Origin of the sequence: Corallococcus sp. Z5C101001 (assembly GCF_007352635.1) — a bacterium.
Lineage (GTDB): Bacteria > Myxococcota > Myxococcia > Myxococcales > Myxococcaceae > Corallococcus > Corallococcus silvisoli.
This window is the reverse complement of sequence record NZ_VKLU01000005.1, coordinates 35,096-47,427: the sequence shown is the minus strand read 5'-3', so window position 1 is coordinate 47,427 and position 12,332 is coordinate 35,096. Positions and strand designations below refer to the sequence as shown.

The window sequence follows — 12,332 nt, the reverse complement described above, 5'->3', positions numbered from 1 at the left end:
CCGCCCCGTCATATCGCAACGGGCCTCCGCGTCACCCGGGCGCCACGCCGCGCCGCTCGACGTCCCGGCTGCTCAGCCCCCGGAAGCCCAGCGCGTCCATCAGGCGCAGGAACTCGCCGGGCGGCAGGCTGCCTCGTATGGCCCGCGCGAACGCATCACCCGGAGCTGCCGGGACGAGGCCCCGGAGCGGCTCGGGCAGCTCCACCTGCGCGCGGCCTCTGATCACGAACTCCACCCTGCCCGGCAGATAGCCGGTGTTGGCGGCGATGAGGGTGTGCTCTGGCAGCCGCTGCACCCAGCGCATCGCCACCAGCGAGTGCACGCGCGCCTCGGAGCTGAACAGCAGGAGCGCCTGGTGGCCCGCGAAGCGCGGTGGCGTCCTCGCGCACCGGGCCACTTCGCGTTGCACCTCCAGGCGGCAGTCGCGCAGCGCGTCCACGCCGGGCACGCGCCCCTCCGCGATGTCCGCGGCGCCGCCCGCGCGCAGCAACACCTGCATCGCCAGCGGGGCCGCGAACCGGCTCGAACGGCGGGCCGCGTTGAGCAGGGCCACCGACTCCGTGATGGCCGTGCGCTTCGCGCGTCGCAGCGCGTCCTTGAGGAATGGCATCGGCGCGTCCGCGCCCAGGGCCGCCACCGTCCCCAACACCGCCAGCCACTCGAGCGGACCGGGCACGACGAACGACGACGTCAACACGTACGTCAGCAAGCTCGTGCTCGCCACGGGCTCGTGGCCGTGCGCGGTGAGCACTCGCGCGCCGGGTGGGGCGTCGTCCGATGCGGGAGGGCCGACGATGAGCGTGGGCACTCCGGGCAGCAAGGGGTCGGCGCGGGTGCCCATGGCCAGCACGACCAGTGCCTCCACCGAGGAGGCCGCCAGCCGCTCGAGGAAGGCCGGATGGTGGATGTCCTCCCCCTTGCCCGGCAGGCGCGCGGTCGGACGGGCTCCCAGTGACTGGAGCGCTCGCAGCATCAGCACGCCGGACGTGAGCCCATCCACGTCCGTACGCGGGGCCACGAGCACGTGCCGGTCCCGGCACGCCACCAGGAACTCGCGCGCCTGCTCCAGCGCCGCCGCGGGAGCGGGCCACCGCGCATCCCGGGTGTGTCCGAGCAACATGAAGCAAAACTGTCACTGCCTGTATCAGCTCGGCAGGGTTCGCCCGTCGCGGCTGGCCGCTCCCCGGACGGCCACGGCGCGCGGACGTGGGCGGCGCGCGGTTTTCGCACTGCGTCGGGATGCACGGATGCGTCATCCCCGCTGGGCCGAGGGCGCGCGGGCGCCATGACTTCGCGGGTGCGAGGGCAGGGCACTTCCCATAGTGTCCGCGCCCATGACCCGCTCCCCCACCTCGCAGTCCCTGTTGCGCGCGGCCCTGGCCGCCCTGTCGCTCGCGGCCCCCGCCGCGGTCGCGCAGACGACGCCCGCTCCCGCGGCGAAGGCCCCGCCGGCCAAGTCCGCGAAGGCCACGCCCGCGGAGGCGAAGCAGTTCGCCGAGAAGCTCAACGCGGACCTGAAGCAGCTCTGGACCCGGCAGGCCACCGCCGAGTGGATCAAGAGCACGTACATCACCGACGACACGGAGCGCAACGCGGCCTCCGTCAACGAAGAGGTGATGGCCTACGTCAACAACGCCATCAAGGATTCGCGCCGCTTCGACGGGCTGAAGCTGGACGCGGACACCGCGCGGATGCTGCACCTCTTGCGCGTGTCCCAGACGCTGCCCGCCCCGGCGAACCCCGCCCAGCGCGCGGAGCTGGCCGCCACCGCCGCGAAGCTGGAGGGCCTGTACGGCAAGGGCAAGTACTGCGGCAAGGACGGCAAGGGGAAGTGCCGCGACCTGGAGGAGCTGTCCGACGTGATGGCGGAGAGCCGCGACGCGGATGAGCTGCTGGAGGCCTGGCAGGGCTGGCACGCCATCAGCCGCCCCATGCGCCCGCTCTACACGCAGCTGGTGGACCTCTCCAACGCGGGCGCGAAGGACATCGGCTTCAGCGACCTGGGCACGCTGTGGCGGTCGTCCTACGACATGACGCCCGCGGAGTTCGAGCAGGAGGCGCAGCGCCTCTGGGGCCAGGTCAAGCCCATGTACGACGAGCTGCACTGCTACGTGCGTGGCCGGCTCGCGAAGCAGTACGGCGAGGCGAAGGTGCCCGCGGGCAAGCCCATCCCCGCGCACCTGCTGGGCAACATGTGGGCGCAGGAGTGGAACAACATCTACCCGCTGGTGGAGCCGTTCCCCGGTCAGGCCAGCCTGGACGTGGGCTCCGCGCTGGTGAAGCAGGGCTATGACGCGGAGAAGATGGTGAAGCTGGGGGAGAAGTTCTTCACCTCGCTGGGCCTCAAGCCGCTGCCGCAGACCTTCTGGGAGCGCTCGCAGTTCACCAAGCCGCGCGACCGCGACGTCGTCTGCCACGCCTCCGCGTGGGACGTGACGTACGACAACGACCTGCGCATCAAGATGTGCATCAAGCCCACCGAGGAGGACCTGGTCACCATCCACCACGAGCTGGGCCACGACTACTACTACACGTACTACTACAAGCTCCCCGTCCTCTTTCAGGCCGGCGCCAACGACGGCTTCCACGAGGCCATTGGCGACGCGCTCACGCTCTCCATCACCCCGGCCTACCTCCAGCAGGCGGGCCTGCTGAGCGCGGTGGAGAAGAACGACAAGAACGTCATCAACCTCCAGCTCAAGGACGCGCTGGAGAAGGTGGCCTTCCTGCCCTTCGGCCTGCTGGTGGACCAGTGGCGCTGGGACGTGTTCAGCGGCAAGGTGAAGCCGGCGGACTACAACAAGAGCTGGTGGGCGATGCGCACGAAGTACCAGGGCGTGTCCGCGCCGGTGGCCCGCACGGAGCAGGACTTCGATGCGGGCGCCAAGTACCACGTGCCCGCCAACGTGCCCTACACGCGCTACTTCCTCGCGCGGATCCTCCAGTTCCAGTTCCACAAGGCGCTGTGCGAGGCGGCCGGCATCCAGGGCCCCCTCAACGAGTGCTCCATCTACGGCAACAAGGCCGCGGGTCAGCGGCTCCAGGCGATGCTGGAGCTGGGCGCGAGCAAGCCCTGGCCGGACGCGCTGGCCGCGATGACGGGCACCCGCCAGATGGATGCCACGCCGATGCTGGAGTACTTCGCGCCGCTGCGCCGCTGGCTCCAGGAGCAGAACAAGGGCCAGAAGTGCGGGTGGTGAGGCCCTGAACGGGAAGTGGACTTCGCCTGGGACGGGCGCTTAGGCTCGCGCCCGTCTTGTAGGGTTGAACTCTGTAGGACCGGACGGCGACTCTTCCTGTCCGCGATGAAAGAAGAACGGCAATGGCGACTGGTACCGTGAAGTGGTTCAACGACGCGAAGGGCTTCGGCTTCATCACCCAGGATGGCGGCGGCGAGGACGTGTTCTGCCACCACACCGCCATCAACATGGACGGCTTCCGCACCCTGGCCGAGGGCCAGAAGGTGGAGTTCGAAGTCGCCAAGGGCCCCAAGGGCCTGCAGGCGCAGAACGTTCGCGCGGCCTGAGCCTGACGACGTCGTGATGCACCCCGAGAAGGTCCGATCCCCCCGGGTCGGGCCTTCTGTCTTTCAGGCTTTCGGACCTATTTCCGGAGGGGTGGTGGACTTCCGTGGAGCGGGCCGCCTAGTGTGCGCCCCGTCTTGTAGGGTTGAACTCTGTGGGACCGGATGGCGACTTTCCCTGTCCGCGATGAAAGAAGAACAAGGCAATGGCGACCGGTACCGTGAAGTGGTTCAACGATGCGAAGGGCTTCGGCTTCATCATGCAGGACGGCGGCGGCGAGGACCTCTTCTGCCACCACACCGCCATCCAGGCGGACGGCTTCCGCAGCCTCCAGGAGGGCCAGAAGGTGGAGTTCGACGTCGCCAAGGGCGCCAAGGGCCTGCAGGCGCAGAACGTTCGCCCCATCTGAAGCCCGCTGAGCCCGTCGTCATCCTGACGACTTCCTGATTCACCCAGAGGGTCCGATCCGTTTCAGGGTCGGGCCTTCTGTCCGTTCTGGAGCCCGCATGTCCGTGCCGACCCGCTTCCCCCGCCTGCGCTTGCTGCCGCTCGTGGCCGCCCTCGGCTGCGCCACGCCGTCCACTCCCACGTCGCCCGCCGCGTCCGTCGCTCGCGCGCAAGGCGCTGCGTCCGCGCCCGCGTCATCCGCGCCCGTGTCGAAGGAGGCCCTGGCCTCCCTCGAGGCGGAGCTGGTCGCGAAGCACGGTGAGGCCCAGCGGGCCCGCATCGAGCGCGGCGTGGAGCAGGTGGCCACGCTGTGGCGCGCGGAGGACGGGGACCTGGCGGCCTTCGCGCGAGAGCAGTTCCTGCCGGAGGGCCCGCGGCTGGACGCGACGTTCAAGCGCCTGGAAGGGCTCTTCGAGCAGTTCGACGGCCACATGAACGAGCTGGGCCGGGAGCTCCAGTGGTTCACGGACCTGGACCTGGGGCCGCTGCTGCCGGTGGAGCCGCTGCTCGCGGCGTATGACCCTTCCTCCAACGTCACGTCGGACCTGTTCCAGGCGAAGCCGGGCTTCGTCGTGCTGCTCAACTTCCCGCTCACCACGCTGGAGGAGCGCACGAAGGACGGTCCGGCCTGGACGCGGCGGCAGTGGGCGGAGGCGAAGCTCGCGTCGCGCTTCAACCGGCGCGTGCCCGCGGCGGTGGAGCAGAAGGTGTCGCAGGCCATCGCGGACGCGAACCTCTACATCGCTGAATACAACGTCTGGATGCACCACCTGGTGGACGCGAAGGGCCAGCGCCTGTTCCCCCAGGGCCTGCGGCTCATCAGCCACTGGAACCTGCGCGACGAGCTGAAGGCGGACTACACGGATCCCCAGGGGCTGGCGAAGCAGCGGATGATCGTCCAGGTGATGGAGCGCATCGTCACCCAGTCCATCCCCGCGACGGTCATCGACAACCCGCGCGTGGACTGGGATCCGTTCACCAACCAGGTGACGGTGGCCCCGGCGGCGTCGGTGGAGCCGAACGCACCCGAGCGCCCCGCGAAGGCGGACCCCGCGCCGGAGCCGGACACGCGCTACGCGCGGCTGCTCGCGACCTTCCAGGCGTCGCGGCGGGCGGATCCCTATTCGCCGGTGGCCCCCACGCGCATCGCGCGCAGCTTCGACCTGGACCGGGGCCTGCCGGAGGCGCGAGTGCGCGCGTTGCTCACGCAGCTGCTCGAGTCTCCGCTGGTGCCGCGCGTGGCGAAGCTCATCGAGTCGCGCCTGGGCCGTCCGCTGGAGCCGCAGGACCTGTGGTACCCCGGCTTCCGTCCGGGCTCGAAGGTGCCGGAGGCGCAGCTGGACGCGCTCACGCGCAAGCGCTACCCCACGGCGGACGCCTTCGCGCGCGACATCCCCCGCATCCTCCAGGGGCTGGGCTTCACGCGAGAGAAGGCCGACATGCTCACGTCGCGCATCCGCGTGGACGCCTCGCGCGGCGCCGGCCACGCCCAGCCGGCGCTGCGCCGGGGCGACTTCCCCCGCCTGCGCACGCGCGTGGAGAAGGGGGGCATGGACTACAAGGGCTACAACATCGCGGTGCACGAGCTGGGGCACAACGTGGAGCAGGTCTTCAGCCTGTACGAGGTGGACCACACGCTCCTGTCCGGCGTCCCCAACAACGCCTTCACGGAGGCGCTGGCCTTCGTCTTCCAGGCGCGCGACCTGGAGCTGCTGGGCCTGGGGAAGCCGGATGCCCAGAGCGAACGCGAGCGCGTGCTCAACGACTTCTGGCAGGCCTGGGAGATCGCCGGCGTGGCGCTGGTGGACATGGCCACGTGGCACTGGATGTACGACCACCCGGACGCCACGCCCGCGCAGCTTCGCGAGGCCGTGGCGGGCCTGTCGCGCGACATCTGGAACCGGTACTACGCGCCCGTGCTGGGAGGGAAGGACAGCCCGCTGCTGGGCATCTACAGCCACATGATCAGCTATCCGCTGTACCTGCCGGACTACCCGCTCGGGCACCTCATCGCCTTCCAGATTGAAGAGCACCTGAAGCAGCACGGCCCGCTGGGCGCGGAGTTCGAGCGCATGGCCATCTTCGGCTCCGTCACCCCAGATGAATGGATGCGCCACGCCACCGGCGCCCCCGTCAGCGCGGACGCTTTGTTGCGCGCCACCGCAGCCTCGCTGTGATATCCGGGCCTTCCAATTTTCACATCTCTGGAGGAGTGACCGTGAATTTCATTTCCCGAGCGCTGTTGCTGGGTTCCCTGTCGACCGTGGTGGGCTGTGCCTCGATGAAGGGGGGCTCGAAGCCGTCCGAGCCGTCGGAGCCCGCGGCCGCGTCGCTGGTGGACAACTGTGACGATGCGCAGAAGAGCATCTCCAAGGAGGCGGACACGCTGGCCAGCCCCTACGGCATCGATCAGCACGTGGACAAGAACTTCCCGGACCGCAAGGTGTCGTGGCTGATGACGGACAGCGCGTACCAGAAGTTCGTGGTGCAGGCGGCCGCGAAGAACTTCGGCCGCTGCAACGACGCGGGCTGCTACCTGTTCGCGGCGCCGTCGGCGACCATCCACGGCGCGGTGGAGAAGGCGAAGACGGCGGACGGCAAGCATGACCCGGCGGTGCTGGGGCAGGCGCTGGGCCTGCCCGCGAAGAACTTCGAGGGCCCGCTGCGGATGATGACGCTGGACCTGGGGGCGCGGAAGGTCTGCACGCGGCTGCCGGTGGACGCGGATCCGGGCGTGTGGAAGTGCACCACGCCGGAGGACAAGGACTGCTTCAAGTTCGGCGGCTACACGTCTGGCGGCGTGCCGGAGGTGATGGTCATCAACGCGCCGGTGGCCGACGCGCAGGTGGCGGAGATTCCGTGAGCGACGAGGAGGTGCTGCTCCAGAGTCCGCTCCTGTACCGCGTGCTGCGCGGGCGGGGCGGAGCGCTGTCCATCGAGGTCCTGGTGGGCGGCATCGTCCAGTTCGAGGTTCGCGTGCTCCTGAACGAGGAGGAGACGGCGGCCTTTGAGCGGGAGGGGCGCACCTTCGCGGACCGGATGGCCCAGGCCATCATGGCGGATCCGCCCTTCGGTGGCCGGTCGGTGCGCTCGCCGGTGCGCTGATGCCTGCGCGGGGGCCCGTTTCGCACGGGCCCCCGTCGCGGGGGACGCGCTACGGGGTGACGGCGGTGTTGCCGGGGATGTCCACCAGCTCCACGTCGAACTGGAGCACGGCATTGGGCGGGATGCGCGAGCCGGTGGGCGGACGCTCCCCGTACGCGGTGCTCGCGGGGCAGGTGAGCTTCGCCTTGCCGCCGACCTTCATCTTCTGCACGCCCTGGGTCCAGCAGGGGATGACGCCGTTGAGCGGGAACTCCGCCGCCATGCCGCGCGCGTAGGAGCTGTCGAACTCCGAGCCGTCCACCAGGGTGCCCCGGTAGTGCACCTTCACGGTGTCGATGGCGCGGGGCACCTTGCCGGTGCCGGCCTTGAGCTCCCGGTAGATGACGCCGGAGGGCAGCCGGGTGGCCCCAGGCTCCTTGGAGGCTCGGTCCAGCGTGGCGACGTTGACCTGGGCCTGGCGTGCCTTCGCGAGCGCCTGGATCTTCGGCGTGTACTCCTTTGGATCCACGGCGGGGGACGTGCCGGCGAGCGCGTCCTGGAGGCCGTGCTGGAGCAGCTGCACCTCCGCGGGCGTCAGCGCGAGCGCCGTCACGCTCTGGCCCAGCGTCACGCCGAGCGAATAGATGGCCTTCTGATCATCCGTCTGGAGGTCCGGCGGCGCCTGGGAGGCCGCCTGCGCGGGGGCCTCCGGCGCGGCGGCCGGCTTCGAGGTCTTGGTCGAGGACTGCGCCAGCGCGAGTCCCGGAGCGCCAAGCATCAGCACCAGGGCCGCCTTCCACTGCATCCGCATGCTTCCGCCTTTCACGAGAATGGAGGGGACTATAGGGCCGAGCATGCGCCGCCGGTCATCCTTCCGGGCAGGTCGTACGCACAAGCCAACGCGAAGAATCCAGCGAGCGAAAAAAGACGGCGCCTCCAGGCCGGTCTTCCGAGGGAGCAGGGCGCCGTTTTCTTGCGCGCATGACGTCTGACCGTACTGTGCCTTCAGGTCGCTTCACCCACGCAGCGGCCTGTTGCACCAGCCGGAGGTCATGAGCCAATGAGCGAGAAGCGGAAGGCCAATCGGGCGCCCCTGGACATCTACCTCAACAAGTACATGGGCGGCGTGCCGTACATGACCCGCGCGGCGGACATCAGCCAGGAGGGCGTCAGCCTGTCGCGCCTCATCGAGCCCCAGCACGACGCGCGCCGCGTGGGCCTCCAGTTCCAGCTCCCCGGCTCCGAGGAGATCATCTACGCCGAGGGTGAAGTCGTACGCGAGTGGAAGGAGTTGGGGCGCAAGGAGCAGTCAGGTGTGCGCTTCACGCTGCTCACCGAGCGGCACCGCAAGATGATCGACGCGTACGTGGACCGTCACACCGAAGGCAACTGACACGCGAGGTGATCCTCCGGGTGTGCCACCGCGACCGCGCGGTGCCACCGGCGGTTCACGGAATGCGCGCGGAGGACGTCAGGTGGATCCGTCCGTCCTTCGGGTCGCCTTGACTTCGCGCGGAGTGGCCCCCTTGAATGACCGGAGTGGTTTCCTGTGCGCTCGCCGACGTGTCGCGGCGACAGCGGGAGGAGTGCTCCGTGAGGCGTTCGCTGTGGGGTTTGTTGCTGGTCGTGCCGCTGACGGCGCTGGGCCAGGGCAAGGACGCGAAGAGCGCCGCACCCGCCGTCGAGGCCGTGCGTGGCGCTGGCTCGCCGGGCATCAACTGGGAGGGGCAGATCCTGCGCGCCACGGGCTCCGGGGCGCCGGACCTCAAGGCCGCCAACCCGGCCCAGGCGCGCCTGGGCGCCGAGCGCGCCGCGAAGCTGGACGCGTTCCGCAACCTCCTGGAGCAGGCCAAGGTCATCCAGGTGAGCGCGGGCCGCACCGTGGGCGATGAGTGGTCCCGCGACGAGGTGAAGGCCCGCGTGGAAGGCGCCATCCGCGGCTACAAGGTCGTGGCCCGGCGCTACTTCTCCGACAGCGGCGTGGAGCTGGACGTGGAGGTGCCGCTCGCGGCGCTCACCGCGGCGCTGACGCCCGCGCAGGACGTGGCCATCGTGCTCAACGCGGAGGGCGCGGCGAAGTACACCGGCCTCGTGGTGGACGCGCGCGGATTGGGCGTGAAGCCGGTGCTCTCGCCCAGGCTGGTGGATGCGGCGGGCAAGGCGCTCTACGGCGCGACGGTGCTCACGGACGAGGCGCGTGGCACGACGGGCGTGGCGGCCTGGTTCGAGAACCTGGAGGCCGCTCGCAAGGCCGCGCGCGTGGGCGACAAGCCGCTGGTGGTGAAGGCCGCGCAACTCCAGGGCTCCGACTTGGTCCTGAACGCGGAAGGGGCCCGCGCGCTCACCGAGGCGAACACGCGCTTCCTGGCCGAGGGCCGGGTCGTCATCGTCACGCAGTAGCGCCGCCGCGAGTGCCCGAGGAACGACGATGTCCCTGAAACGTTTCGCGCCCTGCCTGCTCCTCGCGACCGACGCGCTGGCCGCCGCCTCCAAGCCCCAGACGACCGCCGCTGGCGCTCCGGCGCGACCGGCCGGTGTGATGGAAGTCACGGTCGAGCTGAACGTGGCGCCGTGATGCGAGTCGGGTGGGCGGCAGTGTTGACGCTCGCGGTGCTTGTGGGCGGCTGCGCGGCGAAGCAGGAACAGCCGGCGACGGTGGTCCGTGCGCGCGAGCTGATGGCCTCCGCCGAGGGCAAGAGCGGGGACCTGGTGCTCCGGTGCGAACCCTCGGATGCGGACGTGCTGCTGGACGGCGTGGAGCAGGGCAAGTGCAGCGACTTCTCCGGGGTGTCCCGGAGCCTGCGGCTGCATGACGCGGGCTTCCACCAGGTCGAGGTGAAGAAGCGCGGCTTCTATCCGTACACGACCTACTACTCGCCCAGCGGGGCGCGGGTGACGCTCAACGTGAAGCTGCGGCCCCTGGCGCCCGAGGGCGGCGGCGCTCCGTGAAGTGAGGGTCGAGGCGTTCCCGGTCCGCGCGAGGTGACGCTGGGGGAGTGGACGCAGACGTTCCTCCGTCCCTCCAACGGCGGGCGGTGAGCGATACGCAACCGGGCCGTGTCAAGGCTGGTGCCTTGGACCGCGAGGTGGCGGGCGACGACTTTGGCCCATTCGTGAGCCGCAATCAGGAGCCCAAGACGCCGTAGGATGGGCGGGGACAGGAGGCGGTCATCGGACGTCGCAAGAAAGGCAGTGAGCGCGCGGTGAAGGTCCCCCAGTCCGCCGCGTCCCCGGAGGTCTCCCCGGTGTTGCATGTCGTGCACCCGGAGCCCGTGCCTCCGGCCGGAGACCCCGCGGCGTTGGACGAGGCGGAGGCTCGTCGGGTCGACTTCGTGTGGTCCGGGGCGATGGTGGGCTCGTTGGCGCTGGTGTTCGCGCTCCTGTCGGTGTCCGGCGGGGTGGCGGTGCCAGTGCTGCTGGCGCTGACGGGCGCGTACGCGTTCAACCCGCTGGTCACGCTCCTGGAGAAGCGCGGCCTGGACCGCACGTGGGGCACGTCCGTGCTCTTCTTCGCGGGCACGCTCCTGCTGGTGGGCGCGGGGCTGTACCTGGTGCCGGTGTTCCGTGACGAGGCGGCGAAGCTGCCCGGCTTCTTCCAGCGGGCCAGCACCCAGGTGGTGCCGCAGGTGGAGTCGCTCCTGGGCGTGTCGTTGCCGGACCTGGTGAGCCAGCGCACCGCGGAGCTGGGGGAGAAGGCGTCGGAGCTGATCCAGAGCGCGGGCCCCACCGCGGCGCGGCTCGTCGCGAGCTTCGCCGGCAACACCGCGCGCTTCGCGGCCACGCTGCTGGGCCTGTCGGTGGTGCCGGTGCTGGCGTTCTTCTTCCTCCAGGACTACCCGCGCTTGATGGGGAGCATCCAGGACCTGCTGCCGCGCCGCTCGGTGGCGCTGGTGAGCCAGCGCTTCCGGGAGGTGGACGAGGTGCTGTCCGCCTTCGTGCAGGGCCAGCTCACCGTGGGGGCCATCCTGTCGGTGCTCTACGCGGTGGGGCTGTCCGTGGCGCGCATCGACCTGGCCATCGCCATCGGGCTCATCGCCGGCTTCGGCAACATGGTGCCCTACCTGGGCACGGGCATTGGCGTGGTGCTGGCGGTGTTGGGCGTGCTCCTGTCGTGGCAGGGGCCGTGGCAGTTGGCGGTGGTGGCGGCGACCTTCATCATCGGTCAGCTGGCCGAAGGCTTCGTCATCACCCCGCGCGTCGTGGGGGAGAAGGTGGGCCTGGCGCCCGTGGCGGTCATCATCGCCGTGCTCGCGTTCGGTGAGCTGTTCGGCTTCGTGGGCATCCTCCTGGCGGTCCCGGCCAGCGCCATCCTCAAGGTCGTCCTGAGCGTCGTCCTCCAGCGCTACCGCCGCACGGAGCTCTACAAGGGGAGCGGGCGCGGGCCGTGACGAAGCTGGAGAAGCTGCACCAGGAGATCATCGCCTGCCGGGCCTGCCCCCGGCTCGTGGCGTGGCGCGAGGAGGTGGCCCGGGTGAAGCGGCGCGCCTACCGCGACTGGGACTACTGGGGGAAGCCCGTCCCGGGGTTCGGCGACCCGAAGGCCCGGCTGATCATCGTGGGGCTGGCCCCCGCCGCGCACGGCGCCAACCGGACGGGGCGGATGTTCACCGGCGACCGCTCGGGCGACTTCCTCTTCGCGGGCCTTCACCGCGCGGGCTTCGCGAGTCAGCCCCACAGTGAAAGTCGGGACGACGGGCTGGCGCTGACGGACGCCTTCATCGTCGCCTCGGCCCGGTGCGCGCCGCCGGACAACAAGCCCCTGCCAGAGGAGCTGGCCCGGTGCGCGCCGTTCCTGGACCGGGAGATGGCGCTGCTGCCCGGCCGGGTGCTGCTCGCCTTGGGGGCCATCGGGTGGAACGCCGCGCTGGCGTCGGCTGCTCGCACGGGCGGTCCGCTGCCCACGCCCCGGCCTGTCTTCGGCCACGGCGCCGAGTTCCGGCTACCGGACGGACGGTGGCTCGTGGGCAGCTACCACGTCAGCCAGCAGAACACCCAGACGGGGAGGCTCACCCCCGCGATGTTCGACGCGGTGTTGAAACGCGTCCGGGTGCTGTTGGAGGAACGAACGTAGGGAACAGAAGCCCCCCGCGTTCGTGTTTCCTTGACAGGTGCGGGAGCCCGCTGTTATTCCCCGCGCCCATCCGCACGACGGGTCGTTAGCTCAGCGGTAGAGCACTACCTTGACACGGTAGGGGTCAGTGGTTCGATCCCACTACGACCCATCATCAGTAAGCGTTCCATCTCGCGGGCGGCCGGCTTTTCCAAAAGCCTGCCGCC

Annotated in this window: 14 protein-coding genes and 1 tRNA gene; 13 read left to right on the top strand and 2 right to left on the bottom strand. The window is 70.2% G+C overall.

The window, feature by feature from the left end; genetic code table 11:
- Positions 1–31: 31 nt before the first annotated feature.
- Positions 32–1,120: a hypothetical protein gene (locus FOF48_RS10685; RefSeq protein ID WP_143900595.1), complete on the bottom strand. Its 1,089-nt coding sequence runs from the start codon at positions 1,118–1,120 to the stop codon at positions 32–34.
- 214 nt (positions 1,121–1,334) lie between these two features.
- Here FOF48_RS10685 and FOF48_RS10680 point away from each other — a divergent pair, with 214 nt between their 5' ends.
- From FOF48_RS10680 to FOF48_RS10655, 6 genes are all read left to right on the top strand, one after another.
- Positions 1,335–3,200: a M2 family metallopeptidase gene (locus FOF48_RS10680; RefSeq protein WP_143900593.1), complete on the top strand. Its 1,866-nt coding sequence runs from the start codon at positions 1,335–1,337 to the stop codon at positions 3,198–3,200.
- Between the two features lie 122 nt (positions 3,201–3,322).
- On the top strand, positions 3,323–3,526 hold the full coding sequence (locus tag FOF48_RS10675; protein WP_143900591.1) for a cold-shock protein: 204 nt from the start codon (positions 3,323–3,325) through the stop codon (positions 3,524–3,526).
- Positions 3,527–3,729: 203 nt separating this feature from the next.
- Complete coding sequence (locus FOF48_RS10670; protein ID WP_143900590.1) at positions 3,730–3,933, top strand: cold-shock protein; 204 nt, start codon at positions 3,730–3,732, stop codon at positions 3,931–3,933.
- Between the two features lie 97 nt (positions 3,934–4,030).
- Positions 4,031–6,148, top strand: a complete 2,118-nt coding sequence (locus FOF48_RS10665) for a hypothetical protein (RefSeq protein ID WP_143900588.1) — start codon at positions 4,031–4,033, stop codon at positions 6,146–6,148.
- Positions 6,149–6,189: 41 nt separating this feature from the next.
- Positions 6,190–6,834 carry a hypothetical protein gene (locus FOF48_RS10660; RefSeq protein ID WP_143900586.1) on the top strand — a complete coding sequence of 215 codons (645 nt, stop codon included), beginning with the start codon at positions 6,190–6,192 and terminating at the stop codon, positions 6,832–6,834.
- Positions 6,831–7,076, top strand: a complete 246-nt coding sequence (locus tag FOF48_RS10655) for a hypothetical protein (RefSeq protein ID WP_143900584.1) — start codon at positions 6,831–6,833, stop codon at positions 7,074–7,076. Before FOF48_RS10660 ends, FOF48_RS10655 begins: the two co-directional genes overlap by 4 nt.
- A gap of 49 nt (positions 7,077–7,125) precedes the next feature.
- Here the strand turns inward: FOF48_RS10655 and FOF48_RS10650 are convergent, their stop codons facing one another.
- Positions 7,126–7,866 carry an FKBP-type peptidyl-prolyl cis-trans isomerase gene (locus FOF48_RS10650; RefSeq protein WP_143900582.1) on the bottom strand — a complete coding sequence of 247 codons (741 nt, stop codon included), beginning with the start codon at positions 7,864–7,866 and terminating at the stop codon, positions 7,126–7,128.
- A 249-nt stretch (positions 7,867–8,115) separates the two neighbouring features.
- Here FOF48_RS10650 and FOF48_RS10645 point away from each other — a divergent pair, with 249 nt between their 5' ends.
- The 7 genes from FOF48_RS10645 (at position 8,116) to FOF48_RS10620 (ending at position 12,277) form a co-directional block, all read left to right on the top strand.
- Positions 8,116–8,448, top strand: coding sequence for a PilZ domain-containing protein (locus FOF48_RS10645; protein ID WP_120566093.1), 333 nt, complete (start codon positions 8,116–8,118; stop codon positions 8,446–8,448).
- 200 nt (positions 8,449–8,648) lie between these two features.
- The gene (locus FOF48_RS10640) at positions 8,649–9,455 is read left to right on the top strand and encodes an LPP20 family lipoprotein (RefSeq protein ID WP_143900580.1); all 807 of its coding nucleotides are present in this window, start codon (positions 8,649–8,651) and stop codon (positions 9,453–9,455) included.
- Positions 9,456–9,483: 28 nt separating this feature from the next.
- The gene (locus tag FOF48_RS36425; RefSeq protein WP_161664488.1) at positions 9,484–9,630 is read left to right on the top strand and encodes a hypothetical protein; all 147 of its coding nucleotides are present in this window, start codon (positions 9,484–9,486) and stop codon (positions 9,628–9,630) included.
- The gene (locus FOF48_RS10635; RefSeq protein ID WP_143900579.1) at positions 9,630–10,004 is read left to right on the top strand and encodes a PEGA domain-containing protein; all 375 of its coding nucleotides are present in this window, start codon (positions 9,630–9,632) and stop codon (positions 10,002–10,004) included. The genes FOF48_RS36425 and FOF48_RS10635 overlap by 1 nt, the downstream gene beginning before the upstream one ends.
- Before the next feature lie 254 nt (positions 10,005–10,258).
- Positions 10,259–11,443 (top strand): AI-2E family transporter, encoded by a 1,185-nt coding sequence (locus tag FOF48_RS10630; RefSeq protein ID WP_370456564.1) that lies wholly within the window; start codon positions 10,259–10,261, stop codon positions 11,441–11,443.
- Positions 11,440–12,126 carry a uracil-DNA glycosylase gene (locus FOF48_RS10625; protein ID WP_143900577.1) on the top strand — a complete coding sequence of 229 codons (687 nt, stop codon included), beginning with the start codon at positions 11,440–11,442 and terminating at the stop codon, positions 12,124–12,126. Before FOF48_RS10630 ends, FOF48_RS10625 begins: the two co-directional genes overlap by 4 nt.
- A 79-nt stretch (positions 12,127–12,205) precedes the next feature.
- Positions 12,206–12,277: transfer RNA gene (locus FOF48_RS10620), tRNA-Val, on the top strand.
- The last annotated feature ends 55 nt before the right edge of the window (positions 12,278–12,332 follow it).